This is a genomic window from Aeribacillus sp. FSL M8-0254, from assembly GCF_038008845.1.
Classification (GTDB): Bacteria; Bacillota; Bacilli; order Bacillales; family Aeribacillaceae; genus Aeribacillus; species Aeribacillus composti.
The window spans coordinates 2,003,200-2,029,810 of sequence record NZ_JBBOZY010000001.1; the positions used below are offsets into that span (position 1 = coordinate 2,003,200).

Genomic DNA, 26,611 nt, shown 5'->3' on the forward strand with positions numbered 1-26,611 from the left:
TAAGGCATACGGCTTACCAATGTGTTACAATTAATACGTCGCTAACCTTTGCGCATATTGCATTTTACGGACACGGTCAGGAGTGTAAAACTCTTGACCCTCTTCTTTCGCTCTTTGTTTACGTCTTTCGAGTTCTTTTCGTTGTTTTTCTTTCATACGTTGAATGTAATTTTCTAAAGTAAATCCATAAATTTTATGATAGTAATACCAATATGCTGGTATTAAACCTATCCTCGCAAAGAATTCATTATTCCATTTTGTTTTCATAAGATGTCCTTTTCTTTGATTTGGATGACTGTGTATCATGGCAACTCTTAACCTTTTTCGTATGTAACCATCTATCGCTAATAACTCTTTTCCAAATGCTTGAAAGAAGCAAGAACTTTTAAATCCAAATTGTGCATTTGCCTTAATTGCTTCATAGATCGTCAGAAAATAGTTTACCTTGCCTCGAATGATTGGATTAACCTGCCCAAGCCATTTCTCTTTGCTGAGTGTGAGTGTTTTCCTTGTCTTTGCTTTTATTTTCTGACGAAAATCTTTCCAAGTTGCATCTTTTGGTTTAGCGATATAGTATGGTTTACCATCCTTTTTGCGTTTTCGCCAATGTTCAAATGTAAACCCTATGAAGTCAAAATCGTCATTATTGAAATCTACAAATTTCGTTTTCTCCGATGAGAGTTCAAGACCGAGTTCCGCTAGTTTCTCTTTCGTGACTTCTGCAGCTTTCTTGATGTCTTCCTCTGTTTTAGCAAACACCAGGAAATCGTCTGCGTATCTGACAAATCGAAAATTGTGCTCAGCCCACATCCAATCAAGCTCATTTAGATAGATATTGGCAAGTAGTGGAGAAATGACACCCCCTTGGGGTGTTCCTGAAGCTGTTGCATGGTATTTTCCTTCCTCCATGTATCCAGCTTTTAACCATTTCCAAATCATGTCTAATACCGTTCCATCCGCAATGTATTTGTTTAACACTCTCATTAAGTTCTTATGCGGAATATTGTCGAAGAAGCCTTTGATATCTGCATCATAAATGTAGTTATATCCTTGTTCGATATTAGCCATGATTATTTGTAGGACGCGCTTCGCGCCTAGATTTGGTCTATAACCACATGACCATTTATGGAAAAAGCCATTTTCGAATTTCGGTTGTAGCACATCTACTAGAGCTTGTTGGACAATTCGGTCTTCAATGTTAGGGATTCCTAAAGGTCTAAGTTTGCCGTTCTTCTTTGGAATGTAATGTCTTCTTACTGGGGAAGGTTTATATTCTTTTCTTCTTAACTTTTGTAAAAGTGAGTTTAGATTCTCATCTAAGTTATATCGATAGCTGTCTATCGTTTCACCATCGATACCGCCAGACCCACCGTTCGCTTCTACCTTATCCCAGGCTGCTTTTAATTTCCTGTCAAAGAGAATTTGTCCATAAATACTATGCCATTTTAAAGTTAACGCACGGTTCATTGCATATTCCACACCTTTCATTGTGTACATTCAGTTCGTTTTTACCGCAGTATCGTTTCCTGTTCGCATTACACACCTTTACAGATGTAGAGCCACAAGGTCGTTCCCCTTCCGTTCATACTTGGTTTGGTCCAAATACTACTTCCGTACTATGGGAACGTCTGACTTCTCCATTCACATTCATCATTTCGGATTGCCCTTATAGATGGATGTCCCTAAGGTAGAATGGAGACCTCACGGGGTCATCGTACCTTCCTTATAAGCATACCCAGCACCATCACTTGATAAGCCATCTCTATTCAGCTGATTTATCGAACAGAGACCACTACTCTCAGTAGAGGACTTCCCATTATTTCCGCATGGTCGTCAACTTACCCTGCCGCTGTGCTTCACGCTTATGCATTTGGGTCTGCCTAACCGACTACGGGTCTCTCGACTTTCCGCATCTCCTTCAGACACCACCTCACGATGATGCCCTAGATTAGTCTTCACTGGTTGTATCAGCACTCCAGTGGAAGGACTTTCACCTTCGAGAAAAAATGAGTCTTCCAGGTTATTCAGAGCCGTGTTTACCATAGGTATCGTGCTCCAGCCTTTAACGACTCATTCAGTGTAGAATCCCTACACAAAGTACGACTGCCCGTCGCACAGAAAAAATCGGCAAAGTCAGCCGATTCTTTTTGATTCCCGAAAGGAAATCAGCGTCTTTTTATTTCAGGTTCAGTTTTTCTTTTATCGTTTTTTCATTTAATTCTCCCACTACTTTATCTTGTATGACTCCATTTTCATCAAGAAAAAATGACGTCGGATATGTAAGAATTTTATATCCACTGTTCATTTTATTTTTTGGATCAAGTAATATCGGAAACGTAAATCCAGCCTGTTGAACAAAATTTTCAACATCTTTTGAACTTTTCTCACTGGCAGTAAAGTTAACCGCGACAATCGTTACTTCATCTTGATGCTTTTCATATATTTTTTGCATGATCGGCATTTCTTTTTTACATGGTGGACACCAAGTGGCCCAAAAGTTTAAAAGTACTTTTTTTCCATAAAAATCGGAAAGCGATTTCTTTTCTCCATCCAAAGTCGTCACTTCAAAATTCGGAGCTTTGTTTCCTATTTCTAAACCGACTGTTTCCTTCTGGGAATTGATCCATTGCCATACTGCAATCGCTGCTAATACGATTAATAAAAAAACAGCAAGCTTTTGTTTCATAAACGATAACACCTCTGATTCAATACGATAGCATTGCGAAAAGATGCCCATTTTCATCATATATTATTTTTGTGAAAAAAACAGTATTTCATATCAATTGTCTAATTTTAGCCAAAAAATAACGGGAACTATGAACAGTTCCCGCTTTTTTTCAATTATTATCCTTTTAATTTTTCTCTTAATACCATTTGTAAAATTCCGCCATGTCGGTAGTAATCAATTTCAACTTCGCTGTCAAAGCGAACTAATACTTCAAACTCTTTTTTGTTTCCGTTCTCATCAGTTGCCGTTACTTTGATGTAATCGCGCGGTTTTACCGATTCATCAATGTGAACATCCAATACTTCTTTACCGGTTAAACCAAGTGTATCCGCATTTTCGCCTTCTTTAAACTGAAGCGGAAGAACACCCATAAGAACAAGATTAGAACGGTGAATACGTTCGAAGCTTTCAGCGATAACCGTTTTGATTCCCAATAAGTTCGTTCCTTTAGCAGCCCAGTCGCGAGAGCTTCCCATTCCGTAATCTTTTCCTGCCAGTACAACAAGTCCTGTTCCGTCCTGTTTATATTTCATGCAAGCGTCATAAATAGACATTACTTCGCCTGTCGGCCAGTACGTTGTATATCCGCCTTCAGTTCCTGGTGCAATTTGGTTGCGAATGCGGATGTTTGCAAACGTACCGCGCATCATTACTTCGTGGTTTCCGCGTCTTGAACCGTAAGAGTTGAAATCTCTAGGCGATACACCTTTAGACAACAAATATTGGCCTGCAGGAGTATCTTTGCCAATCGCACCTGCTGGAGAAATGTGGTCTGTTGTGACAGAATCACCGAATTTTCCAACAACGCGAAGACCTTTCAACGGTTCTACTTTACCAGGCTCAGGAGACAATCCTTCAAAGAATGGCGGATTTTGGATATAAGTAGACTCTTCATCCCATTGATATAATGGCTCATCTGTAGTTTCAATGGCATTCCAGCGTTCGTTATCATCAAATACACGTTCATATTCTTTACGGAATAATTCTGGTGTAACAGTTTGTTTCACAACTTCATTAATTTCTTCCATTGAAGGCCAAATATCTTTAAAGTAAACATCGCTTCCGTTTTGATCCTTTCCGATTGGATCATTCAGTAAATCAATGTCAACAGTTCCTGCTAATGCATAAGCAACAACTAGAGGCGGTGAAGCTAAATAGTTACCTTTCACGAGCGGATGAATACGGCCTTCAAAGTTCCGGTTTCCAGAAAGAACAGATGTGACGAGCAAATCATTTTCAGCGATCGCTTTTTCAATTTCATCTGCAAGCGGTCCAGAGTTCCCGATACAAGTTGTACATCCGTAACCGACAAGGTTAAACCCTAATTTTTCAAGATAAGGCATTAAGCCAGAATTTTGAAGATAACCGGTTACAACTTTTGAACCAGGTGCTAATGATGTTTTTACATATTTCGGAACAGTCAATCCTTTTTCAACAGCTTTTTTTGCAACGAGACCAGCGCCTACTAAAACATATGGGTTTGACGTATTCGTACAGCTTGTAATCGCCGCAATAACGACTGCACCCGTTTTCATTGTTGTTTTTTCGCCATTCGCAAATTCAACCGTTACTTCCTTATTAAGTTCTTCCGGCTGCAAGCCAAATCCTTGGTTTCCTTGCGGAGCTGTAAGAGCTCTATGAAATTCTTCTTTCATTTTTGAAAGAGGAATTAAATCTTGAGGACGCTTCGGACCGGAAAGATTTGCTTCAATTTGAGAAAGATCGATTTCAACTACATCCGTAAAAATAGGATCCTCTGCTTCAGGCGTGAAGAATAAACCGTTTTCTTTACAATATGTTTCCACTACTTTTACATGCTCTTCATCGCGACCAGTTAAACGCAAATATTCAAGCGATTCATTATCAACAGGGAAAAATCCGCATGTTGCTCCGTATTCAGGCGCCATATTCGCAATAGTAGCACGGTCAGCAAGCGGAAGCTTTGCAACACCAGGGCCGAAAAACTCCACAAATTTTCCTACCACGCCTTTTTGACGCAGTACTTGAGTTACTTTAAGGGCTAAATCTGTTGCTGTTGTTCCGTTAGGCAGCTCGCCAACAAGTCTTACTCCGATGACTTCAGGTACAGGGAAATAGGAAGGCTGTCCAAGCATTCCAGCTTCAGCTTCGATTCCGCCGACACCCCAACCTAAAACACCGAGTCCGTTAATCATGGTTGTATGGGAGTCTGTTCCAACTAACGTATCAGGATATGTTTCGTATTCTCCATTTTCACCTTCAACCGCATGGACAACGCTTGCTAAATATTCCAAGTTTACTTGGTGGACAATACCTGTTGCTGGCGGAACAGCACGGTAGTTGTCAAATGCTTTTTGAGCCCAATTTAAAAATTTATATCTTTCAGCATTTCGTTCGAATTCAAGATTCATGTTATATTGCAGCGCATCATCTGTTCCGGCACGATCCACTTGAACAGAATGGTCGATAACAAGATCAACAGGCTTTTCCGGATTGATTTTTTGTGGATCTCCGCCCATGTCAGCCATCGCTTTTCTTAATGAAGCTAAATCAACGACAACAGGAACGCCGGTGAAGTCTTGCAAAATGACACGAGATGGTTTAAATGGAACATCCAAATTTTTAATTTCATCTGTTCCCCATTTCGCAAGGTTTTCAACATGTTCTTTTGTAATAACTCGTCCATCCACTTGGCGCAGGACTGATTCCAAAAGAACTTTGATTGAATAAGGCAAACGGGAAACTTGACCAATTCCTGCATCTTCTAGCGCTTTTAATGAATAGTAGTTGTACGTTTTTCCGTTAATTGAAAAGCTTTTTCTTGCACGGAAAACGTCATTTTTCTCTAACTGTTGCTGTGACATGTCATTTTATCCCCCTTTAAACGTAATTTCGACAAAAATGCCGAATATCTCCCCACTTTAAACATCACACATTTAAATCTTAATATACTTTTTATGATAAGTAAATATCAATGATGTTATCAATTATTATAAGAAATGCTTATTTCACTAAAAAATTTAAATATTTTCAGTATAATTTTTCTTGCTAATGAAAACGTTCGTATAAGAGAAAAAATAGTGAAAAACGACAGAAGCTCCGCCGCTTTCAAGTCTCATCCAAATTCACTTCCTGCACAATTCGATCTAAATCGCGCTTGTACTGTTCTAAATGCTTTCTCTGCGTTTCCGATGCAACTTCCAATGCATTTTGAATTTGTTCATACGCCTCATTAATTTCCTGGCGAAGATGCTTTAGCTGATGTCCATAATCAGAACTGTTTTTCGTTAGATTGACATGTACTTTATGAACTTCCACCATTCCTTGTTGCACTGCATCAAATGCTTGTTTTTTATTTTTATGGTACGGCAAATATAGCACTCCTTTCGTTTTTTTATCTTCTATAGTGTTTTTTTCAAGAAATCAATTTATTCTAAAATGAATGAATGATTTCAAAAACATTCAAACTAAACGACGAAAGATAACAATGCTATTCTTTACTATGAAATATTAAGGAGCGATGTATATGGCAAAAGATCAAGTACAAAATGATCAAAAACAAAACGTTCAAAATCGGAAGGGACAGCCAGAGCCGTTATCTGGATCGAAAAAAATAAAAAATCGAAATCATAGCCGCCAAAAACATAACTCGGAGCATGATTTATAAAAAAATGGGGATGTTTAATTGAAATGTCCCCAAGTAGACAGCGGAAATAATAAAAATGCTTTAAGCGGCTTGAGCTCTACATTCTAATGGGCTTAAGCCGTTTAATTTTTTTGATAACGTTCGTTATTATAAAACTGAATATTCCTTAATGGTCTGTTGTAACGCTTCAAACGTTTCATATCCCTCTTTCACATTATAAGGTTCCCCAAAAAGATTCCATTAGGCCGTTATCAATGCATCGTCCAACTCTTGTCATACTATGGCTTTTAAGCATATCATAAGTCTTTCTTCGGCTTATAGACGTCCCCTTTCATCTTATAGAAATGTTGAAATGATGTTTATGTTTTCAATGAGAATTTGACTTTCTGGACTGCCGCAGTTTTGAATTTATACACGTCTTTTCTACATATTATGTCTTGCGGAAATCCTTCGTTTATGGTTTTTCTTTAACGACGAATTTTTAAGTTATATCTATTTTTCATTTAGAACAATGTTTTTGTTAATAATAAAAAGTTGATGACAAATGATTGAAATGAAAGTGGAATCTATCATAAAATATAGTAAGGTGAAAATGGAAGCTTTTTTTCAGCAAATGACAGATATTGATAATATAAAATTTTTAAGTCTGGAGGCTGTCATGAACGGGCGTTTATATGAAATGTTAATTTATCCTTCCAAATCAGGCGATATTAAAATCAGTATTTACCGTGATGCAGTTGAATACCAAGTTTTCGCGGAAATTAATGACTGCTTTTCTGTCGGCCGTCATAAAAAGAAATTAGAAGCTGTAAGACGTGCTGTAAAAGAATTGATAGATGCATATGAGTCGATTAATCCTTAACGGTTTTCATCAACTTCGCCGAAGTGCACGAATTAATGGAAATGTTAAGGCGATGGGGGTGATTACATGCTTGAAGGCTGGTTTTTATGGTTTATTCTCATATGGGTTGGTTTTCTTATAACTATGTTATCGATTGGCGGCTTCTTCATGTTTCGCAAATTTTTGAAACGGCTGCCGAAAGAAGACGGAAAATCTGAACTTGATTGGGAAGAGTATTATATTCAACAGACTCGGCATTTATGGTCAGAGGAACAAAAGGCGTTGTTAGAAGAATTGGTTGCACCGGTTCCAGAGCTTTTCCGCGATGTTGCCAGACAAAAAATCGCAGCAAAAATCGGTCAACTGGCATTAGAAGAAAAAGCTCCATCTATTACGCAAGATTTAGTCATTCGAGGCTATATTATCGCAACTCCAAAACGGGACCATAAATTTTTAATTAAAAGACTAAAAGAAAAAAATATCGACTATTCCAAATATGAAGCACTCTTTTAAAATCGAGTAGGAGGGAGCGATTAACTCCCGTCCTCTCACACCACCGTACGTACGGTTCCGTATACGGCGGTTCAATTAAGATGATTGACGCAAGTCTTTATAACTTCCGTGAATAGCTGTTCTCTTTATGCCAGTGGTCACTCCACCCTCCAAGAGGTCTCCCACGGGATTCACCGCTTCCTTCCTCAAGTGAGGTACTACGTTTTCTGTGTTCATCATGACTCACTGAATGCCAAGGGCTATTCTCTCTTAATTGTTCGGTCCTTCTTAGTTGTTCTAGACCAACTAATACTATGACCTCTGCTGACTTCTGACGGTTCAGCTACTTATCACTAAGTAGGTTATGAAGCGCATTTCACCTATCCGCCAGACCTCCCCGGGTAAGTACATGCACTTTCACACCATCTATCCGCCTCATTTACTCGATATGACCTTCGACAGAAAGAGCTTTGTTTTGTTTGGCAAACTCACTCAATCATACCTAGCCTTATATGAGGTTCGTGTTCCTCGGACCGGTGTTTTGCCTCCAGCTTCCTTCAGATTCCGCGTCACCACGGACACCCTTTCGTTGAGCTAACCTCTACTTCTGTCTTCGGGGTTCGGGACTTACACCCTATAGTTCATGTACATGCCGGGCGCACCAAAAACATAAGCCTTTCGGGGATTTGTCCCGAAAGGCTTATTTATATGGAATAAACGGTAACCTGCTTTAAACAGCCGGCAGCTATATGTATTTTTTACGTTCCGTTCAGTTGATTTTTCAGTTTTTTATACGAAATGAACATCGCAATTCTCCAAGGAACAATCATTCCAAAAGCCAGCAGCCAGAACATACCGCTTAATTCGCCAACATCGATAGACGCGCTTAAATAAGATTTTAGCAGAATTCGTACAACTAACAGACCAATCAAAATGTAAACAAAAGCTTTTGACCTTTTTAAATAGATTTCTTCTCCCCGAACTTCAAAAGTAGAGGTTTTTATTAAAAAAATCGAAAAAATCAGCCCGACTGTCAACGCCTCCAAAATTTCCATCGGCGTTATGCGGAATTGCGGAAATAAATACATAAGGGCTCCAGTGCTCATAAAGATCGGAGGCAAAATAATTTTTTTCGCTGTCGCCGGCTTTTTAGCAGCCTTTGTTCTGATCATAATTACGACAATACCCATTAATACAGCCGTAATAGAAGACCAAATGACCATGCAGAACCATCCTTTTATTTTCAGCTTCTTTCTTTAATAATATTATAGAAAAAAAAACAAAATGAAAAGGCTAATTCATAACTCTTTTGATGGCTTCCATCACACGATCTTCATCAAAAGGCTTTGTAATAAAATCGAGTGCTCCTGCTTCTATCGCTTCGATAACCATTTTTTGCTGTCCCATTGCCGAACATATAATGATTTTCGCATCCGGAAATTCCTGTTTAATTTTTGTAATAGCCTCAATGCCGTTCATTTTCGGCATTGTGATATCTGTGATTAATACATCTGGTTGTAATTGTTTGTATAATTGTACCGCTTCGATGCCGTTTTCCCCTTCTGCAACAACCTCAATACTATGCTTTTTCAAAATGTCCTTTAATGTTTCCCTTAAAAATTTCGCATCGTCAACGATCAATACTTTCAAATTAATTCCACCTCAATTATCCTCGCAAACTAAATCCTTTGATATTATACTACTTTCTGTCACAAAAAAGTACCGAGAGGTTTAAAATATTGTCAAAAATCTCGTTTTTCTCTTAAATGACTAAAAATTAAAACCCGGTTGGTAAAAATATAAGAATTTTGTTCATCCAATTAATAATTTTAGTCATCCAATCAAAAAACAGCAGAATTCCCATGAAAATCATGAATATGCCTCCAATTTTCATGATTTTCACATTATGTTTTTTGATCCAATTCATCCACCCGATGAAGAATGATAAAATAAAGAACGGTACTGCAAAGCCTAGCACATATGCTGTCATATACAGAACTCCAGAACTAGGATTGGTTGCTGCTAAACCGATTACTACCATAAGAATTGGGCCCGTACATGGAGTCCATCCAGCTGCAAACGCCATACCAATCAGAACAGATCCAAGAAATCCGGCTGGACGATTTTTGAATTCAATTCTTCTTTCCTTCATTAAAACATCAGGTTGAAAAACACCGAGAATAACAAGTCCAAAAAAGATAATGAGGATCGCTCCTATTTGTCTTATCAGATCTTGATAGTTCAAGAAAAAGTTTCCAATCAAGGATGTGCCGAATCCCATTGCGATAAAAATGGCAGAAAAACCAACTAAAAAAAAGAAAGTATGTAATAAGCTTCTTTTTTGCAGCATAGCGTTTTCAGTTTTCAACTCATTAGCCGATACCCCAGTTATATACGATAAAAAAGCAGGATATAAAGGCAAGCTGCACGGAGAAATAAACGATAAAAAACCTGCTCCAAATGCTAAAAACACATTAATTTCCGACATTTTGCTGCTCCTTCCAAAAGATTTACCTCCATCCATTCTAACAGATCATTGAATAAATGTTTAAAAGAACGTTTGACATTTTCCGCACATTATTACAATGAACCTTCCTGCCATGAATAACATATTCTTACAGCTTCTTACAACGAAAAAAGAATTAATCTTACCTTGAAAAAGGAAAGACTAATTCTTACTTCACAATTCCGTATAAAACAACGCGTATATTAAATAGTATAGATAAAAATTACATGATGTCAAAAAATATGATTGGTCATCATGAACTAATTTAATGAAAAATCATTCAATAATGCCTGAAACGAAATTATTTTAATTGATTTTGCATCGCTTTCATCATTTGATTGATTTTCTTCTGGGATGGTTTCATTCCCATTTGCATCATCATCATTTTCAACATTTGTTCGTTAATAGGTGGATTTTTCTTCAAATAATTCATCATATACTTTCGAGCGATAAAAAAGCCTAGCGCTACGCCGGCAAGTAATGCCAGAACAGCGATTAATATCGCCAGCCAAAGTTCCATCTTATTTCCTCCTTCATGTTGTCTATCATACAGTGTACTAAACCATATGACATTATACAATATTTCATTAGCAAATTTCCGCAACTTTAGACAAATTTTCTTTCTTTAATTGGACTCAGCCACCCGTATCGTTCATTTGTAAAATCCATGGCAAAAAAATAAGGATCGAATTTTCCCAATATATCAAAAAACAATAACTCACCGTCAAAGCTGCCGGTACAAATCATTTCAATATACCGTTCCTTTAAAACCATAGTAGCTTGTCCTTTTTGATTTTCCATTTGGATGGCGTGAATCGATGATACCTTTTGATAATGGTTTCGGTGAGACAAGAATGACTGAAGCAGCAAATCTATTTCTGAAATGGGAATGGCTCTTGAAATATAATTGACTTGCCTTTCCAATTGTTCAAAAATAGGATGCGTTTTCCTTGTCCAAAAAAATTCTTGATATAACTGAAAAATTTTCGATTCCCTATGATAAAAATGCTCAGCAAATTCCTTTTTTATCAAATACAAATAAAAGTGCCTCATGCGCTCACCTCATTGTTACATTCCTTTTTTGCTATTATAAAGCAAGGAATGTAAAAGGTTTGTCTTATGGTGGCGGATAGAGGCACTAATTTTGGCGATTATTTCCGAACTAATTCTTTTACTTTTTCGACAACATTTTCAACAGTAAAACCGTACTCGCTTATAATTTTTTCCCCAGGTGCAGATGCTCCAAACTTGTCGATAGCTAAGATTTCACCTTCAGATCCGACATAGCGCTCCCAGCCAAGCGAAGATGCCATTTCGATCGCAAGACGCTTCGTTACGCTGCTAGGAAGAACTGATTCTTTATAATCTTTTGATTGCTTTTCAAAACGGTCCCATGACGGCATGCTGACGACTTGCACATCAATTCCATCAGATGCAAGAATTTGTTGAGCTTTAATAGCTAGTGCTACTTCTGAACCTGATGCAAGTAGAAGAGCATCCGGTTGATCCGATTTCGCCGGTGAAATGACATAAGCGCCTTTTGCAACACCTTCTTCAGCATTTTCTTTCGTACCTTTAATAGTTTCTAAATTTTGGCGCGTTAATACTAATGCAGTCGGTGTTGATTTAGATTCCAGCGCAACCTTCCACGCAGCTCTTGTTTCATTTCCATCAGCTGGACGAATGACAGAAAGATTCGGCATCGCTCTCAAAGAAGCTAATTGTTCAATCGGCTCATGTGTTGGTCCGTCTTCTCCAACCGCTATGCTGTCATGAGTGAACACGTAAGTTACAGGGAGATTCATTAACGCTGCTAAACGAATCGCTGGCCGCAAATAGTCAGAGAAAACAAAGAACGTTCCGCCAAAAACACGTAAACCTCCATGCAGAGCCATACCGTTCAATGCTGCTCCCATGGCAAACTCTCTGACACCAAACCAAATGTTTCGTCCGCTGTGATCTTCCGCAGAAAAGTCTCCTGAACCTTTTATTGTCGTTTTGTTTGATCCAGCTAAGTCTGCAGATCCCCCAAAGAAATAAGGAACTTTTTCAGCTATTGCATTTAATACTTCTCCAGAAGAAGAACGGGTTGCAACGCTTTTTCCTTCTTCATAAAAAGGTAAAGATTGATCCCAATTTTCTGGCAATTCACCATTGATTGCTGCCTTTAACTCTTTTGCAAGTTCAGGATATTCTTTCTCATACTTTTCAAACAAATTATTCCATTCAATTTCTTTCTGCTTTCCACGTTCTTTTACATTTTTCTCAAAATGCTCATAAACTTCTGCTGGAACATAGAAATCTTCTTCAAATGTCCATGCATAGGCTTCTTTTGTCAATTTTGTCTCTTCTGGGCCTAACGGCGAACCATGAACGGAAGAAGTGCCTGCTTTATTCGGCGAACCATATCCGATTGTTGTTTTTACTTCAATTAATGTCGGTCGTTGTTCATCCAATTTGGCTTCTTCAATGGCTTTCGAAATCTCTTCAATGTTGTTGCCGTCCTCAACGCGCAGCACTTGCCAGCCCATAGATTTAAAGCGCTCTTCTACATTTTCTGAGAATGATTTATTTAAATCCCCATCTAGGGAAATATCATTCGAATCATAAAGAACAATTAATCGTCCAAGCTTCAAGTGACCAGCTAAGGAAGCTGCTTCAGAGGAAATCCCTTCCATTAAGTCACCGTCACCGCATATGACGTATGTGTAATGATCAACAATATTGTATCCTTCTTTATTGTATGTAGCTGCTAAATGACGTTCTGCCATCGCCATTCCAACGGCCATTGCTATTCCTTGGCCTAATGGTCCAGTTGTTGCGTCAACGCCAGGTGTATGTCCGTATTCAGGATGTCCAGGTGTTTTGCTTCCCCATTGACGAAACGACTTAATATCATCCATGGAAAGATCATAACCCGATAAATGAAGCAAGCTGTAAAGCAGCATCGACCCATGTCCGGCAGATAAAACAAAGCGATCTCGATTAAACCAATTAGGGTTTTCAGGGTTAATGTTCATAAATTTCGTCCACAGCGCATAAGCCATTGGTGCGGCGCCCATTGGCATTCCAGGATGTCCGGAATTCGCCTTTTCAATCGCGTCAATGGATAATGTTCGAATCGTCATGATGGATAAATCTTGAATGGAATGAGTCACCATTATCATCCTCTCATCTGTAATTTCAGTTTATAATCTTATCTTTATTGTTGTAATAAGGCAACACCCCATCCATTAATGCAGCCTTTTATTTTTTAATTTTTTCAATTTTTCCGGTGTAACATCATTACCTTTCGGATCAATCACTGTAACATTTTTTAAGGTGTTTTGAAAATCCCGACGAAACGACTCTAAATATTCCTGCCTTAATTGCTGCTGCTCAAGCTTTTCCTCTTGCGTCAATCCTTCTGACTTAGACTTTTTAGATAGTTCATTAATACGGTTAAGTTTTTCTTTTGAAATCATAAGCTGAACCCCTTGTATATTTTTGCCGCGCTCTTTTATCATACTAAATGCAACCACTAATGACAACAATTATTGCTATGATTCTCCTTTTTCTGACAAAAATTGTTGATATCTGCGATGGACAGTAGCTTTTGAAACGTCATAGCCGAATCCTCTTAACGTTGCCGCTATTTCTGAAAATGTCAGGCCGTTTTTCCGCAATCGGTCAATCTCCTCGATCGGAACTTCTTTTCGCTCTCTTTTATAGGAAGAATTTCTATTCTTTAAATTTTTTTCAGGCCTGTACCCATTTTGTATAGCTCTCAACATTCCCCGCTTTATTTTCAAATTATGAATTTTTCGTTGATATTCTTCGACAATTCCTATGATTTCAAGCACCATCGTGTCTGATTCAGACAGTTCCATCTCCCCGCGATGGGCAGCGGTGAAAATTTTCACACCTTGTTTCAAAATGGAATGGACAATGGCGATTTTGGCATTCCCTCTGCCAATTCTTGTTTCATCCTGTATTAATACCGCTTCAATATCTTTCTCCTCAATCAATTCCAGCAGTTGAAAAACCCCTTCACGATCAACATCATACCCGCTCGCTTTTTCTTCTATCACTTCAACAACTTCCATACCGTTTTCAGCTGCGAGCTTTAACAGCTCGTCCTTCTGTCTTTTCAAAGATGTTTCCTGCTCTGCTTTTTCAGTGCTGACTCTTGCATAAACGACTGCTCTCATGTTAAATGCTCCTTGCGGTTATTCTTTGTTTGCCAAATATTCAGCATTGTAGTATTTATTTTTTTCAATCGGAATGACGATTGTTTCCCCCGGTTTTACAACAAGGCTTTGGAGATTGTTTCGCTCCTGAACCCATTTTACAAATTCTGAATGAGACATATTGTCATATTCTTTATATTCATCAGCGATTTTCCACAAACTGTCCCCTTCCTTCACTTGAACCTCCAAATAATGATCGAGCTCTTCCCTTTCTCCAGTATACGAAATCGCCAAAACTGCCGCCATGATGACAAGGAAAAAAGAAACGATGTAAGACCATGATAATTTATCCATTAAGAACCGCCCCCTGGAACAGAATATTTGTTCGGTTTTTTGTTTTTAAGTATAAAAGGGAACACATGTTTCTGTCAAGCAAATATTCGAACTTACGTTTGCTTTTTTGGAAAAATCATGCTATAATCGACACAAATTGATATGACTGAGGTGCTTGACATGTCAACAAAATTATCTAAGAGACAACAAGATATTTTGAACTTCATTAAGGAGGAAGTAAAAAAGAAAGGATACCCTCCCTCTGTAAGAGAAATCGGCGAAGCGGTCGGTCTTGCCTCCAGTTCAACTGTTCACGGGCATTTAGCAAAGCTTGAGAGCAAAGGACTGATTAGAAGAGACCCCACAAAGCCGAGAGCCATTGAAATTTTGGACGATGATGGCAGCCACCTTCTGACAAACAATGTGATCAACGTGCCGGTCATCGGAAAAGTGACGGCTGGTATTCCGATCACTGCCGTTGAAAACATCGAAGAATATTTTCCGCTTCCGAATCATATTGCGTCAGGTGATGATCAACTTTTCATGCTTGAAGTAGTCGGAGAAAGCATGATCGAAGCAGGCATTCTGGACGGAGATTTAGTTATTGTCAGACAGCAGCAAACAGCCAATAACGGCGACATCGTTGTCGTGCTCACAGACGACAATGAAGCGACCGTAAAAAGGTTTTTCAAAGAAAAAGACTTTATACGGCTTCAGCCAGAAAACCCAACAATGGAACCGATTATTTTAAAAAATGTGACAATACTCGGAAAAGTGATCGGGTTATACCGTTCCATACACTGAATATTCGATGTCTCAAAACAGGTGAGGCATCCTTTTTCTTTTTATAAAATTTTCAAAATTCCCTCTCTTAGCGATGTTAAATTTTAAACAGTTTTTCTAATCAATATGTATGCAGACAAGCTAGATTCAATGAAACAAATTTCAGGCGCCTTTTCCGCGCCTGCATGCAAAGCTATTATGCAACAATTCTCAACAGTCATTGTTTTTTGATTTATTTTGTTGTAGAATTTTTTATTGTAGATTTCGCTTCCTTAGCCAGTGCCGGGATGATTGACTGAATTGTTTAAATTCTTCTAACTGCTAACTGCTTAAATTTTAGGTATAGGAGAGGTGCTATGAATCAATTACTTATGAAACAAAGTGAACTGAAAAATGCAAAGCAATATGTCAATGAAGTATTTCAATCCGTGCAAGAAAAAAATCCGAATGAGCCTGAGTTTCTTCAAGCTGTAAAAGAAATATTTGACTCGCTTGTGCCTGTATTTGCTCAACATCCTACATATATAAAGCACGGAATACTTGAAAGAATTGTTGAGCCGGAAAGATTGATCATTTTTCGCGTTCCATGGGTGGATGACGAAGGAAAAGTGCGTGTAAACCGCGGATTTAGAGTGCAATATAATAGTGCAATCGGGCCATATAAAGGAGGCTTGCGCTTTCATCCGACCGTCAACGCCAGCATTATTAAATTTTTAGGATTTGAACAAATCTTCAAAAATTCATTGACTGGGCAGCCGATCGGCGGAGGAAAAGGCGGATCTGATTTTGATCCGAAAGGTAAATCAGATGGGGAAATTATGAGATTTACACAAAGCTTTATGACAGAGCTTTACAAACATATTGGACCAGATATTGACGTTCCTGCCGGCGATATTGGAGTTGGCGCAAGAGAGATCGGATACTTGTTTGGCCAATATAAAAGAATACGCGGCGGATTTGAAGCTGGGGTGTTAACCGGAAAAGGCATTGGTTACGGTGGAAGCTTAGCGAGAACCGAAGCGACAGGGTATGGAACTGTTTATTTTGTTGAAGAAATGCTTAAAGACCATGGATTAAGCTTCAAAGGAAGCACAGTTGTTGTCTCTGGTTCTGGGAACGTTGCCATATATGCGATTGAAAAAGCAACACAATTAGGTGCAAAAGTTGTCGCATGCAGCGACTCTGATGGCTACATTTTTGATAAAAATGGAATTAATCTTGAAACGGTTAGAAGGTTAAAAGAAGTTGAAAGAAAAAGAATTAAAGAATATGTAAATGAACATCCTCATGCAGAATATTATGAAGGCTGTTCCGGAATTTGGTCCATTCCGTGCGATATTGCCCTCCCATGCGCTACTCAAAATGAAATCGATAAAAAAGCAGCTGAACTCCTTGTTTCCAACGGACTCAAAGCTGTTGGAGAAGGCGCCAACATGCCGTCTACATTAGAAGCGATCGACGTGTTTTTATCAAACAATATTCTTTTTGGACCTGCAAAAGCTGCTAACGCAGGCGGAGTTGCTGTTTCAGCATTAGAAATGGCTCAAAACAGCGCAAGATTATCTTGGAGCTTTGAAGATGTCGACGCAAAATTACGTGATATCATGAAGAACATTTACCGAAATTGCGTCAACGCTGCAAATGAATACGGCTGCTCCGGAAATCTTGTCGTCGGCGCTAACATTGCAGGATTTAAAAAAGTCGCTGATGCAATGGTAGAACAAGGAGTCATTTAAAAGATAGAAAAATGGTCATTTCCATCATTTATTCTTTATAGTGAGTAAACATATATGATAATCGCTAAAGCTTTACCTAACCTGCTTTGGCGATTCATCATGCTCACTATAATACCCCATCTTAACTTGAGTGAATAGAAATTGACATCACACCGATCCAAATTCACTCTTCTTTATTTCCACGATTCAATCAAATTTTTCCCTATCAGTGTATCCCATTCAATGAGAGAATTGAAGTTTTATGTCAGATTTTCTTACATATTTTTTTACGCTGATGCCTTGATTGATTATCTTTTGCTTTTTAAATAAAAAAGGCAGATTGCACTGATGTTTGTTTATCTGCTTCTTCTCTTCTTTACTCTCAATATTTTGTATCATCAAGTATAAAATTTATAGAAACAAAGTAACTGCTATTAAAATTGATTTTTCCAATTAAAGCATTTTATTATTGATATGGTTGCTCCTTCTATCCAGCGCTAATAACCTTCAGCACAAATACTTGTTCATCTAAAAAACACCGAATACGGCTGCCCATCCTCCAATGAAACGGCGGTATTTTCACTGACTGACTTTGGATAAGACGATTCGTTGACGATGTACTACCGACTTTACATGCATCACGTAAAAATGCTAAACTGAACGCAGACAAAATCGACATGCGCCCTAACCGAAAATACAGATCTTTTGCAACGCAAACATATTTCTGGAAGTCATTCGGGGGGAACAAAATGATTTATCATTTAGCAGGAAAACTTGCAATATTGATCATTAAAATTTTTGGTTTGCTAGAAGTCAAAGGCAAGCAGCATATTCCGGCAGACCATCGTTTTATTGTTACATGCTCTCATCGCAGCTGGGTAGATGTAGTCTTGCTCGCCGCAGCACTTTTTCCAATTCATGTCCATTATATGGCCAAAAAAGAATTGTTTCAGAACACGCTCATAGGTTGGTTTTTGAAAAAGATGCATGCTTTTCCAGTTAATCGTGAAAATCCTGGACCGAGCGCACTAAAAATTCCTTTGAAACTGTTAAAAGAAAATAAAGTTGTTGGAATTTTCCCGAGCGGCACAAGAACAGACGAGGAAGTTCCTTTAAAAAGAGGCGCGGTTACAATTGCGATGAAAGCCGGCGTTCCCATATTGCCTGCAACCTATCATGGTCCAAAAAGTTTAAAAGATTTTTTTGCCGGGAAAAAAGCTGTCGTTGCATTTGGCGAACCAATCTATTTAGAGAAAAATGCAAATCAAATTGATGATGCGCTTCAACAGCTTGAACATAAGCTGAAAGCTCTTGAAAAAAGCATAAACGACTAAACATTGACGTTTCTGATCAGCTTGTCATTTTTAGACAAACTGATCAGAAAACTAAAGGCGAAGTAAAGTTCTGATATTTTCATTTATCGATCTAGTTCGATCCACTTATTTGTCTTCAAAGGCGGTTTGTACGCACGAAGTTTATCTATTAATATAGAGGGATTGTCTGCAAAAATCATAAACTGTTTATGCGTTTCAGGCATGAAGCCTCCCTCTACCGCATTCTCAATCATCTGTTTTACCGGCGTGTAATAGTCATCGATATTTAACAACGCCACAGGCTTTTCATGAATCCCAAGCTGCCCCCAGCTAACCGCTTCAAATATTTCCTCAAAAGTACCATAGCCTCCGGGAAGAGCAATGAACGCATCTGAAAGCTCTCCCATTTTTGCTTTCCGCTCATGCATATCATTGACTTCATAAAGCTGAGTGAGATGCTTGTGGACAACCTCTCCTTGAAATAAATTCGTCGGCATAACGCCCAATACGGTGCCTCCTAACTCTAATACGGTGTTTGCAATCACTCCCATCAGACCAATGCTGGAGCCTCCATATACGAGCTCAAGCCTGTTTTTTACCAATTCTTCTCCTAGTTTGATAGCTGCTTCTTTATACTTAGGATTTGTTCCCGGATTCGATCCTGCAAAAACACAAACACGTCTCATATTACCACTCCTGCTTCTTCTCTAAACGTTCTGACGAATGAGAAAGTCCTATTAAAAGCTGTGAATGGGATATTTCCATCACAGCTTTTTTACAAAATTATTGAAAAATCTGACTGATTTTCTCTATTTCTTCCTTTGTTAACTGGACATCTAACGTTTTTAAATTGTCAAGTACCTGTTCCGGCTTCTTCGCACCAGGGATGATCGCATCGATGGAATCGACCGTTAAATACCATGCTAGCACAACGTGAGCAATTTCAGCATTTTTCGCTTCTGCGATTGGACGCAATTGATCGACTTTTTCGAGATTACGCGCAAATGCTTCCCCTTGAAACAAAGGATTTTGTGCACGTGAATCATTGAACTTCGCATCTTTCGAATATTTTCCGCTTAATAGACCTGAGGCAAGTGGAAAATATGGTATAAACGATATTCCATTTTCCGCTGTGTAAGGAAGCAAATCTTTTTCTGCTTGTCGTTTAAATAAGTTATATTCGGACTGAATTACATCGACATACCCATCTTTGTTCGCTTCCTTTAATTGTTCGAGCGAGAAGTTCGATACACCGATCGCACGAATTTTCCCTTCATCCTTAAGCTTCTTCAATTCACCGACAGCTTCATCCTTCGGTGTCGTTTCGTCCGGAAAATGAATGTAATATAAATCTATGTAATCCGTTTTTAAGCGTTTCAGGCTGCCCTCGACCGACTCGCGAAGGAAATCGGGAGAGTTATCAAGAACAACTTTTCCGTCTACAAATTTGTGAGCACCTTTAGTAGCAATGACTACTTCATCACGACGGCCAAACTCCTTGACGACTTCACCGATAATTTCTTCCGAACGCTCAGGACCGTAATAAAATGCCGTATCCAAAAAATTTATTCCATGATCCAAAGCTGTACGAACGATTTCTTTCCCAGTTTCATCGTCAAGGTTTGGAAAAATGTTGTGCCCGCCAACAGCATTTGTTCCAAGCCCGATTGGGTTCACATATAGATCGGTCTTGCCTAATCTAGTCTTTTTTGTCACAATATTTCAACTCCTTTTATTAACATTATAACAAATTCTATCAGAAAAATCAGTTTTTAACTAATAAGCTATTAAATATTATAATGGCTTTATAAATGAAATTATGAAAGGATTCTTTTATTCATTTTCAAGCAGCAGTTGCTCGACTGTTTATTGTTTGTTCCATTATGTTCAAATTCTTGAGGTTGTCTAAAGCATCATAAAAATATCTTAAGCGATTGCAGCCTGCTGCAATAACAAAATAAAGAGGCTCCCAAAAGTAGGGTTAACTGACTTTTGGGAGCATTATTTTTTAGACTTATCGGACAGACAATTTTTTTCAATCTTGTTTATATCCTTCAGAAGTCTTATGAAGGACTTTTCTTTTGCTCTCTTTCTTCATTAGGTTCTTCAAAAGTTTTATGACGGACATTCAGCACATACAATCGCTTCTTGTTGGACTTCATTGCCTCTATAAAGAACATTTATAAATTTTATTTCATTATGTTTGTCCTTCACAGTTGTATTTCTCAAAATCTTTCATTTTAGCAACTCGTCGGACAGCCCCACTGTTTGCTTGAAAGCAATTCCGTCCTTTACTTTCAATCTTTTTATTTAGAAGGATATTCTTTTTTTTCGGCAATTATATCAATTAATTAAAACAGAATAAAGCATTACTGAAAAATTGCAAATTAATGCCTCTGTCAAAACATTTATTTTGCGAATACTTATCTTGATTTCATAAAATCCATCGAACGCTCACGATTTTCTATTGTAAATCTTGTGGAATTCGGCAGCTCTGTTAATATATTTGATGCACAAGGTTCAAAGTTGATAAACATTTTTTCAAATATAAGAACTCCCGCACTTTGACGAAACTTTTTGCATTACGGATCATTTTTGATCCGCTTTGCGCGGAATTAAGCAGCTCTTTTGATATATGATGTACGAGCCTTGAGAATGACAAACATTTACAAATGAAAGAGCACGCCCAATTTCCTTCCGCATTTTGTTATAAACATTTTGGAATGACGGCTAATTGATTGCTGGCAACATTTTGATCCAATTTACTTGCTTTTATTGGTATCTTTCACAGCTTATTTTTGATAAAGCTGCCGGTACCAATTGGATGCTGCCTGAACTTCTGATAAAGTCAGCTCATGTCCTCCATTTTCCCAATGCAAGTGCACATTTGCGTTGTTATTTTCTAAAAATGTTTTAAGCTCTATTGATTCTTCAGGAGAGCAAATTTGATCACGCTTTCCAGCTGCAATAAAAACGTTTTTTCCTGAAAGATCCGGCAGATCCATCCCTCTTCTCGGCACCATCGGGTGATGCAAGATGGCTCCATTTAGCGCATCCCGAAAATGGAATAAAAGGCTGGCTGCTATATTTGCTCCGTTGGAATAACCGATTGCGATTACAGAATTTCGATCAAATCGATATGTTTGTGCTGCTTCATCTAAAAACGAGTTTAATTCCTTTGTACGGAAAACAAGATCTTCTTCATCAAAAACTCCTTCGGCAAGTCTTTTAAAAAAACGCGGCATTCCATTTTCCATTACATTTCCGCGCACAGCTAAAATCGATGCTTCTGGATCAATAATTTCTGCAATGGGAAGAAGATCAAACTCATTTCCGCCGGTTCCATGCAGCAATAGGAGTGTCGGTTTTGCCGGATTGCTTCCTTTTTGAAAAATATGTTTCATCGTTTTTTCTCCTTCTCAGCGTTTATTAAGCATTACTTTTCTTATTCGTCAAGGTTACGGACTTCCACTGGCATCAACTTATTTTCCAACCGTTCCCGATACTTTTCGTAACGCTCCGGAAGCTTTAATTCTTTTCCAAGTGCATCTAAAGATTCATCAATTGCAAAACCCGGAGGATCTGTTGCAATTTCGAACAAAATTTCACCATGCTCTCTGAAATAAATAGAATGAAAATACTTTCGATCCTGAACTGGCGTTACCCTGTATCCATTTGATTCTAAAGATGTTTTCCATTCTAATTGATCGTTGTCGTCTTTTGCCCGAAGCGCGATATGATGGACTGTTCCACCCCCCATGATGCCGCGTCCGGAAGAAGTAAATTTTACATCAACGACATTGCCGATTTCACTTGGAGACTGAAAACGAATAAAATCTCCTTCCCTTCCAATTCGTTGAAGTCCAAAAATATTCTCCAACAACTCTGACGTTTTTTCAGGAAATGATGAATATAATACGGCGCCGCCAAATCCTTTAATGGCAACATCAGAGGTGACATGGCCAAATTCCCATTGATTTAATTCTCCTTCTTTTCGTTCCACTAGCTCAATGTTCAAACCGTGCGGGTCTTGAAACGCAAGCAGTGACTCACCAAACCGTTCTGTCATTGTAAACGGAATTCTAAATTTATCTAGTCTTTCTTGCCAAAAGCTCATGGAACCTTCTGGTATCACATAAGAAGTTACACCCACCTGACCATTGCCGATTTTTCCTTGATACGCATCAGGCCAAGGAAAGAAAGTAATCAGTGTCCCTGGCTTTCCTTCTTTATCCCCGAAATAAAAATGGTACGTGCCGGGATCATCGAAATTCACAGTTTTTTTAACTAACCTCAGCCCTAAAACTCCAGCATAAAAATCAATATTTTCCTGCGGATGGCCGACAATAGCAGTAATATGATGAATTCCAGCTGTTTTCTTTTTCATCTTTGATTCTCCTCGTATTTTCTTTACGCGATTCGTTTTTGTAAATCAATCATTTTAACGGGTCATTATTTCGAATTAAAATATCTCGAATTAAATTATTTTTAATTCAAAATAATTTTATCAAATCTTTCATTTATTGTCAAAATGCTGATCTGTTGAATTTTTCATCTCTTTTCGTTCCGTATTCACTAAAATACCATCCTTACCAAAATGAAAGCAATCGCAAGAGCAGCGTTTGAATGCGAAGAGAAACCTCCCTCTCCTCTTGCGCGCAAAATCGTTACAGAAATTGTTGTTCTGGCCGTAGCAAGGGCAATTGGCCGTTCCATAAATTTTTTTGTGATGGCTCGGCAAACACAGTCGAATTTAAGATTGGTGATGAACACGCAACATCCTGAAAGTAGCCGGCATCCGCCAGCTGCTTTCAGATAAACCGAAAACATGCAAAAGCAAATTGCTTTTTGCAGACTGATCGGAATGACCGTTGCAATTTAATATTAGTAAATCCGTATGGCTTTAGCAAATGTAGACAAATGAAGTTGAATACCGTAACCGGACAGGTATCATTTCTGATCTTCTTTTTTATCATCTAATTCAAAAAACTCAGCAAAATCCATCAGCGAAGCATCTTTGTCTTTTAACGCCAATTTTGCTAAGATGATTTCGAGAAGACATAAGCCAATTAAAATGAGTAATCCTTTCATCATATTCCTCCCCCCTCAAACTCATCTCTTTGTCAACATCAACATAATGTATGAAACGCGTTTCAGGTCAAGGATTTTTAAAAGAAAGGGATATTTCATGGCAACGATTCGTGATATTGCAAAGCTTGCAGGTGTTTCTGTTACAACGGTTTCGAGAGTTTTAAATAATCATCCATATGTCAGTGACGAAAAAAAAGAAGCGGTTTTAAAAGTGATAGAAGAAATCAACTATAAACGGAACATTCATGCAGTCCACTTGTCTAGAGGCTTTTCAAATTTGATCGGCGTCGTCCTGCCTAAAATCGATCATCCTTATTTTAGCAGCATTGTGGAAGGGATTTCGGAGGAAGCGATCAAGCATCATTTGCAGCTTGTTCTCTTTCAAACGAATTATGAACCAGCAAAAGAGCTTGAAGCATTGGAATTGTTGCGGGGAACCTTATTGGATGGTGTCATTTTTTGTTCAAGAGCCATTTCCTTTGATGTATTGAAAGAATATAAAAATGCTGGACCGATCGTTCTTTGCGAAGATTCAGACCAAAGCCATTTCCCTTCTTTGAGCATTCCGCATGAACAGGCATTTCAGTTTGGTTTGGACTATTTAATTTCGAAAGGTCATACGAAAATTGCATTTACTTTAGGACGAATGGAAGGGCCAAACAGTAAAAAAAGAAGAAAAGCCTATAAAACAAAAATGAAGGAATTAGGCGAACCGATTCGAAGCGAGTGGATCTTCGACAAATGCCTATCGATCACTGATGGCAAACAGCTTATGGAAAAGCTTCAGCATATAGAGAAAAAACCGACTGCCTTTTTTGTTACAAACGATCAAGTGGCAGCAGGTATCTTATTAAGTGCCGAACAATATAAAATAAAGATTCCTCAAGACATTGCCATCTTAAGCTTTGATAATCAGCCTATTGCCGACATCATGGGAATCACTACTATTGAAATCCCAATAAAAAAAATGGGGAAGCTTGCGGTGCAATCGATTATTCATTGTAAAGAAAAACGGGAGCAGACAAATAAGAAGATGACTCTCCCCTTTCGGTTAATTGAGCGGAAAACTGTGTAACCCATGAAGAAGGCTTCCCCCTCTTTAGAGTTCAAATCATTCCTGCCAAACGATCATCTGCAAAAACCGAAGCAGCTTGGCAGGATTTTTCATTTGATTTTGTAATCATTTTGACGATTTGCATGCGTCTTTTTCCATATTCCGTTTTCTTTTGACGTTCAGTGTGAAATTCATCGATTACTACTCAAAGCTGGTTAACAACTTGTCTGCATACTTACTCCCCTTTTTGGCCGACAGCAAAGTGTACGTCAATCACAAATGGCCTTACAAATGTTTTCAATTGCATAGCAATGAAAATCCTTAAAATTGGAGCGTTATTTCCCCAAACCGCTTTTTAAAACAATTTTCCTACTCCGTTAATTTTCTTCTTATCAGCAAGCTTGCGATCACGATGCTCAAAATATTTGCTGCATAAACAAACGCTTCATTTCCGTCAGCCATCGAGTTGAATTTGTAAAAAAAGTGCGGCCATGGTATAAGTTCGCCGTTTGTCACGTATTCGACAACCGTATAAATGGCAATGAATCCGAACGCCATTTCTACATTTTTGACCAATAAAATCAATAACGCACCAATCAGCAAAAAATTCAACCCGAGCAGCAAGGCGAATAAAATTAAATGCCAAGGCACATCCGCTAGATTACGGAAGAAAAACAACAAGATCATTAACAGATTCATCACGGTGTAATATCGCATTAAATCAATAATGGCGTGCTTTTTATACAGATTGATCAATGTTTCCCATGCCCCGTCCTCCTCCGAAGCAGAACATAATCATTGAAAGGAAATCGAAATACGCCTCAAGTCGTAGTTCAAAATATGCCTCAGGTTCGTTATGAGCAGCGACGACAAAAGGTAAGATGAAAATTGAAAGGAGGTCATTCAAATTATGAAAAAAATCGGTTTGTTCATCGCAGGTGCAATAGCCGCAATAGTTTTAATCGCCAATCTCGGCTCAATCGTCGGACTTCTTATCAGTTTGCTTGTTCTATACTTTTCGTTTAAACAATTTGTGAAATCCGACAAAAAATCAAAAAAATGGTTTTGGGGGATTGTCGGGCTGATTGCACTATCTGTTTCAGCTGCAAATGTCCCAGCTATTCTCGGTTTAATCGCCGCATATGTGCTTTATCTCATATTTAATAATTGGAAAAAATCGAATGATCCGTATGTGTCAGACGATCCATTCACCAATTTTGAAAAACAATGGGAATCACTAAAACGACAATAAATGGAGGGGAAAAAATGAGCATATTTACGAGATTAAAAAATGTGATTATGGCCGATTTACATGATTTATTGAATGAACAGGAACAAAGGAATCCAATTGCGCTATTAAATGAATATTTGCGCCAATGTGAAAAGGAAGTTGAAAAGGTTCAAAAACTAATCGAACGCCAACGATTATTAAAACAAGAGCTGTTAAGAGAATACAACCATGCTGAACACTTAAAAGAAAAAAGAAAATATCAAGCCGAAATTGCGTTGAAAGCGCAAGAAGAAGAATTGCATCAATTTGCCATCAACGAGCAGCAGCAGTATGAGGAGCGTGCATCAAAATTAAAACAAGCACTTGAACAAGCAACGAAACAGCTCATTGACTTAGAACATAAATATGAAGAAATGAAACATAAATTAAAAGATATGCATATAAAGCGCATGGAGCTGATGGGACGAGAAAATATTGCACGCGCCTACTCCCGGATCAACCAAGTTCTTGAGCAGCATAATTCCGAAAAGAACCATTTTGTTCGCTTTGCTGAAATAGAGAATTACCTTGATGAACTGGAAAATCGAATCAACAACAGATACGATACATTAACATTTGATGCAAGAATCGCAAAGCTTGAAAAAGAATTAAAAAATCAAGAAACGGATTCAAATTCTTAACGTAAATTGTTCTGCTATAAGGGCGTAATTCTCTACGCCTTTCCATATTT

Annotated in this window: 28 protein-coding genes; 9 read left to right on the plus strand and 19 right to left on the minus strand. The window is 38.2% G+C overall.

What is annotated here, in order from left to right; genetic code table 11:
• Window positions 1-30: 30 nt before the first annotated feature.
• The 4 genes from ltrA to NSQ44_RS09670 all read right to left on the minus strand — a co-directional run bounded on the left by ltrA (window position 31) and on the right by NSQ44_RS09670 (window position 6,079).
• The gene (gene ltrA / locus NSQ44_RS09655) at window positions 31-1,488 is read right to left on the minus strand and encodes a group II intron reverse transcriptase/maturase (RefSeq protein ID WP_232515578.1); all 1,458 of its coding nucleotides are present in this window, start codon (window positions 1,486-1,488) and stop codon (window positions 31-33) included.
• 688 nt (window positions 1,489-2,176) lie between these two features.
• Window positions 2,177-2,686, minus strand: a complete 510-nt coding sequence (locus tag NSQ44_RS09660; protein WP_340856882.1) for a redoxin domain-containing protein — start codon at window positions 2,684-2,686, stop codon at window positions 2,177-2,179.
• A 158-nt stretch (window positions 2,687-2,844) separates the two neighbouring features.
• Window positions 2,845-5,571, minus strand: coding sequence for an aconitate hydratase AcnA (gene acnA / locus NSQ44_RS09665; protein WP_340856885.1), 2,727 nt, complete (start codon window positions 5,569-5,571; stop codon window positions 2,845-2,847).
• A gap of 244 nt (window positions 5,572-5,815) precedes the next feature.
• The gene (locus tag NSQ44_RS09670) at window positions 5,816-6,079 is read right to left on the minus strand and encodes a hypothetical protein (protein WP_063387693.1); all 264 of its coding nucleotides are present in this window, start codon (window positions 6,077-6,079) and stop codon (window positions 5,816-5,818) included.
• A gap of 154 nt (window positions 6,080-6,233) precedes the next feature.
• Between NSQ44_RS09670 and NSQ44_RS09675 the strand changes: the two genes are divergently transcribed.
• The 3 genes from NSQ44_RS09675 to NSQ44_RS09685 all read left to right on the plus strand — a co-directional run bounded on the left by NSQ44_RS09675 (window position 6,234) and on the right by NSQ44_RS09685 (window position 7,707).
• Complete coding sequence (locus NSQ44_RS09675) at window positions 6,234-6,374, plus strand: small acid-soluble spore protein P (RefSeq protein ID WP_063387694.1); 141 nt, start codon at window positions 6,234-6,236, stop codon at window positions 6,372-6,374.
• Window positions 6,375-6,897: 523 nt separating this feature from the next.
• On the plus strand, window positions 6,898-7,215 hold the full coding sequence (locus tag NSQ44_RS09680) for a hypothetical protein (protein WP_063387695.1): 318 nt from the start codon (window positions 6,898-6,900) through the stop codon (window positions 7,213-7,215).
• A 66-nt stretch (window positions 7,216-7,281) separates the two neighbouring features.
• A complete protein-coding gene (locus NSQ44_RS09685) occupies window positions 7,282-7,707 on the plus strand; it encodes a DUF2621 domain-containing protein (RefSeq protein ID WP_340856888.1) in 426 nt (141 codons plus the stop codon).
• A 737-nt stretch (window positions 7,708-8,444) separates the two neighbouring features.
• Here the strand turns inward: NSQ44_RS09685 and NSQ44_RS09690 are convergent.
• The 9 genes from NSQ44_RS09690 to yneA all read right to left on the minus strand — a co-directional run bounded on the left by NSQ44_RS09690 (window position 8,445) and on the right by yneA (window position 14,715).
• Window positions 8,445-8,909 carry a CcdC family protein gene (locus NSQ44_RS09690; RefSeq protein WP_063387697.1) on the minus strand — a complete coding sequence of 155 codons (465 nt, stop codon included), beginning with the start codon at window positions 8,907-8,909 and terminating at the stop codon, window positions 8,445-8,447.
• 70 nt (window positions 8,910-8,979) lie between these two features.
• Window positions 8,980-9,336, minus strand: a complete 357-nt coding sequence (locus tag NSQ44_RS09695) for a response regulator (RefSeq protein WP_340856891.1) — start codon at window positions 9,334-9,336, stop codon at window positions 8,980-8,982.
• 127 nt (window positions 9,337-9,463) lie between these two features.
• Window positions 9,464-10,174, minus strand: a complete 711-nt coding sequence (locus NSQ44_RS09700; RefSeq protein ID WP_340856894.1) for a cytochrome c biogenesis CcdA family protein — start codon at window positions 10,172-10,174, stop codon at window positions 9,464-9,466.
• Between the two features lie 319 nt (window positions 10,175-10,493).
• Window positions 10,494-10,712, minus strand: a complete 219-nt coding sequence (locus NSQ44_RS09705; protein ID WP_063388294.1) for a YneF family protein — start codon at window positions 10,710-10,712, stop codon at window positions 10,494-10,496.
• Window positions 10,713-10,798: 86 nt separating this feature from the next.
• Entirely contained in the window at window positions 10,799-11,230 is a 432-nt protein-coding gene (gene sirA, locus NSQ44_RS09710; RefSeq protein WP_157727967.1) for a sporulation inhibitor of replication protein SirA, read from the minus strand.
• A gap of 113 nt (window positions 11,231-11,343) precedes the next feature.
• Window positions 11,344-13,320 (minus strand): transketolase, encoded by a 1,977-nt coding sequence (tkt, locus tag NSQ44_RS09715; protein WP_445659530.1) that lies wholly within the window; start codon window positions 13,318-13,320, stop codon window positions 11,344-11,346.
• A 105-nt stretch (window positions 13,321-13,425) separates the two neighbouring features.
• Window positions 13,426-13,656, minus strand: coding sequence for a DUF896 domain-containing protein (locus NSQ44_RS09720; RefSeq protein WP_063388306.1), 231 nt, complete (start codon window positions 13,654-13,656; stop codon window positions 13,426-13,428).
• Between the two features lie 75 nt (window positions 13,657-13,731).
• Window positions 13,732-14,382, minus strand: coding sequence for a YneB family resolvase-like protein (locus NSQ44_RS09725; RefSeq protein ID WP_340856897.1), 651 nt, complete (start codon window positions 14,380-14,382; stop codon window positions 13,732-13,734).
• A gap of 18 nt (window positions 14,383-14,400) precedes the next feature.
• The gene (gene yneA, locus NSQ44_RS09730) at window positions 14,401-14,715 is read right to left on the minus strand and encodes a cell division suppressor protein YneA (RefSeq protein WP_063388298.1); all 315 of its coding nucleotides are present in this window, start codon (window positions 14,713-14,715) and stop codon (window positions 14,401-14,403) included.
• Between the two features lie 159 nt (window positions 14,716-14,874).
• Between yneA and lexA the strand changes: the two genes are divergently transcribed.
• The 3 genes from lexA (at window position 14,875) to NSQ44_RS09745 (ending at window position 18,526) form a co-directional block, all read left to right on the plus strand.
• Entirely contained in the window at window positions 14,875-15,498 is a 624-nt protein-coding gene (gene lexA, locus NSQ44_RS09735; protein WP_340856898.1) for a transcriptional repressor LexA, read from the plus strand.
• 335 nt (window positions 15,499-15,833) lie between these two features.
• Window positions 15,834-17,213, plus strand: coding sequence for an NADP-specific glutamate dehydrogenase (gdhA, locus tag NSQ44_RS09740; RefSeq protein ID WP_340856899.1), 1,380 nt, complete (start codon window positions 15,834-15,836; stop codon window positions 17,211-17,213).
• A 728-nt stretch (window positions 17,214-17,941) separates the two neighbouring features.
• On the plus strand, window positions 17,942-18,526 hold the full coding sequence (locus NSQ44_RS09745) for a lysophospholipid acyltransferase family protein (protein ID WP_340856902.1): 585 nt from the start codon (window positions 17,942-17,944) through the stop codon (window positions 18,524-18,526).
• Window positions 18,527-18,609: 83 nt separating this feature from the next.
• Here NSQ44_RS09745 and NSQ44_RS09750 read toward each other — a convergent pair whose 3' ends face one another.
• From NSQ44_RS09750 to NSQ44_RS09770, 5 genes are all read right to left on the minus strand, one after another.
• Window positions 18,610-19,191 carry an LOG family protein gene (locus tag NSQ44_RS09750; RefSeq protein ID WP_066251226.1) on the minus strand — a complete coding sequence of 194 codons (582 nt, stop codon included), beginning with the start codon at window positions 19,189-19,191 and terminating at the stop codon, window positions 18,610-18,612.
• A gap of 97 nt (window positions 19,192-19,288) precedes the next feature.
• Window positions 19,289-20,221 carry an aldo/keto reductase gene (locus NSQ44_RS09755; RefSeq protein ID WP_340856905.1) on the minus strand — a complete coding sequence of 311 codons (933 nt, stop codon included), beginning with the start codon at window positions 20,219-20,221 and terminating at the stop codon, window positions 19,289-19,291.
• Window positions 20,222-21,297: 1,076 nt separating this feature from the next.
• Window positions 21,298-21,909, minus strand: a complete 612-nt coding sequence (locus NSQ44_RS09760) for an alpha/beta hydrolase (protein ID WP_339209818.1) — start codon at window positions 21,907-21,909, stop codon at window positions 21,298-21,300.
• 41 nt (window positions 21,910-21,950) lie between these two features.
• Window positions 21,951-22,892 (minus strand): ring-cleaving dioxygenase, encoded by a 942-nt coding sequence (locus tag NSQ44_RS09765; protein WP_340856907.1) that lies wholly within the window; start codon window positions 22,890-22,892, stop codon window positions 21,951-21,953.
• Window positions 22,893-23,455: 563 nt separating this feature from the next.
• A complete protein-coding gene (locus NSQ44_RS09770) occupies window positions 23,456-23,599 on the minus strand; it encodes a hypothetical protein (RefSeq protein WP_161939811.1) in 144 nt (47 codons plus the stop codon).
• 94 nt (window positions 23,600-23,693) lie between these two features.
• Here NSQ44_RS09770 and NSQ44_RS09775 point away from each other — a divergent pair, with 94 nt between their 5' ends.
• On the plus strand, window positions 23,694-24,671 hold the full coding sequence (locus NSQ44_RS09775) for a LacI family DNA-binding transcriptional regulator (RefSeq protein ID WP_340856909.1): 978 nt from the start codon (window positions 23,694-23,696) through the stop codon (window positions 24,669-24,671).
• Window positions 24,672-25,019: 348 nt separating this feature from the next.
• On the opposite strand, the gene NSQ44_RS09780 is transcribed toward NSQ44_RS09775, so the two are convergent.
• Entirely contained in the window at window positions 25,020-25,406 is a 387-nt protein-coding gene (locus tag NSQ44_RS09780; protein ID WP_066251242.1) for a hypothetical protein, read from the minus strand.
• Window positions 25,407-25,560: 154 nt separating this feature from the next.
• On the opposite strand from NSQ44_RS09780, the gene NSQ44_RS09785 reads away from it, so the two are divergent.
• Complete coding sequence (locus tag NSQ44_RS09785; RefSeq protein WP_063387809.1) at window positions 25,561-25,902, plus strand: lmo0954 family membrane protein; 342 nt, start codon at window positions 25,561-25,563, stop codon at window positions 25,900-25,902.
• 14 nt (window positions 25,903-25,916) lie between these two features.
• A complete protein-coding gene (locus tag NSQ44_RS09790) occupies window positions 25,917-26,561 on the plus strand; it encodes a PspA/IM30 family protein (RefSeq protein WP_063387808.1) in 645 nt (214 codons plus the stop codon).
• The last annotated feature ends 50 nt before the right edge of the window (window positions 26,562-26,611 follow it).

What these genes read in the sequence shown, in the direction of transcription:
- NSQ44_RS09760 (WP_339209818.1), bottom strand. Translation starts at nt 21,909, where the DNA reads ATGAAACATATTTTTCAAAAAGGAAGCAATCCGGCAAAACCGACACTC.
- tkt (WP_445659530.1), bottom strand. Translation starts at nt 13,320, where the DNA reads ATGACGATTCGAACATTATCCATTGACGCGATTGAAAAGGCGAATTCC.
- NSQ44_RS09745 (WP_340856902.1), top strand. Translation starts at nt 17,942, where the DNA reads ATGATTTATCATTTAGCAGGAAAACTTGCAATATTGATCATTAAAATT.
- NSQ44_RS09700 (WP_340856894.1), bottom strand. Translation starts at nt 10,174, where the DNA reads ATGTCGGAAATTAATGTGTTTTTAGCATTTGGAGCAGGTTTTTTATCG.
- NSQ44_RS09725 (WP_340856897.1), bottom strand. Translation starts at nt 14,382, where the DNA reads ATGAGAGCAGTCGTTTATGCAAGAGTCAGCACTGAAAAAGCAGAGCAG.
- NSQ44_RS09660 (WP_340856882.1), bottom strand. Translation starts at nt 2,686, where the DNA reads ATGAAACAAAAGCTTGCTGTTTTTTTATTAATCGTATTAGCAGCGATT.
- gdhA (WP_340856899.1), top strand. Translation starts at nt 15,834, where the DNA reads ATGAATCAATTACTTATGAAACAAAGTGAACTGAAAAATGCAAAGCAA.
- acnA (WP_340856885.1), bottom strand. Translation starts at nt 5,571, where the DNA reads ATGTCACAGCAACAGTTAGAGAAAAATGACGTTTTCCGTGCAAGAAAA.
- NSQ44_RS09750 (WP_066251226.1), bottom strand. Translation starts at nt 19,191, where the DNA reads ATGAGACGTGTTTGTGTTTTTGCAGGATCGAATCCGGGAACAAATCCT.
- NSQ44_RS09680 (WP_063387695.1), top strand. Translation starts at nt 6,898, where the DNA reads ATGATTGAAATGAAAGTGGAATCTATCATAAAATATAGTAAGGTGAAA.
- NSQ44_RS09690 (WP_063387697.1), bottom strand. Translation starts at nt 8,909, where the DNA reads ATGGTCATTTGGTCTTCTATTACGGCTGTATTAATGGGTATTGTCGTA.
- NSQ44_RS09785 (WP_063387809.1), top strand. Translation starts at nt 25,561, where the DNA reads ATGAAAAAAATCGGTTTGTTCATCGCAGGTGCAATAGCCGCAATAGTT.
- NSQ44_RS09675 (WP_063387694.1), top strand. Translation starts at nt 6,234, where the DNA reads ATGGCAAAAGATCAAGTACAAAATGATCAAAAACAAAACGTTCAAAAT.
- NSQ44_RS09705 (WP_063388294.1), bottom strand. Translation starts at nt 10,712, where the DNA reads ATGGAACTTTGGCTGGCGATATTAATCGCTGTTCTGGCATTACTTGCC.
- ltrA (WP_232515578.1), bottom strand. Translation starts at nt 1,488, where the DNA reads ATGAAAGGTGTGGAATATGCAATGAACCGTGCGTTAACTTTAAAATGG.
- NSQ44_RS09685 (WP_340856888.1), top strand. Translation starts at nt 7,282, where the DNA reads ATGCTTGAAGGCTGGTTTTTATGGTTTATTCTCATATGGGTTGGTTTT.
- yneA (WP_063388298.1), bottom strand. Translation starts at nt 14,715, where the DNA reads ATGGATAAATTATCATGGTCTTACATCGTTTCTTTTTTCCTTGTCATC.
- lexA (WP_340856898.1), top strand. Translation starts at nt 14,875, where the DNA reads ATGTCAACAAAATTATCTAAGAGACAACAAGATATTTTGAACTTCATT.
- NSQ44_RS09770 (WP_161939811.1), bottom strand. Translation starts at nt 23,599, where the DNA reads ATGATGAAAGGATTACTCATTTTAATTGGCTTATGTCTTCTCGAAATC.
- NSQ44_RS09765 (WP_340856907.1), bottom strand. Translation starts at nt 22,892, where the DNA reads ATGAAAAAGAAAACAGCTGGAATTCATCATATTACTGCTATTGTCGGC.
- NSQ44_RS09720 (WP_063388306.1), bottom strand. Translation starts at nt 13,656, where the DNA reads ATGATTTCAAAAGAAAAACTTAACCGTATTAATGAACTATCTAAAAAG.
- NSQ44_RS09790 (WP_063387808.1), top strand. Translation starts at nt 25,917, where the DNA reads ATGAGCATATTTACGAGATTAAAAAATGTGATTATGGCCGATTTACAT.
- NSQ44_RS09775 (WP_340856909.1), top strand. Translation starts at nt 23,694, where the DNA reads ATGGCAACGATTCGTGATATTGCAAAGCTTGCAGGTGTTTCTGTTACA.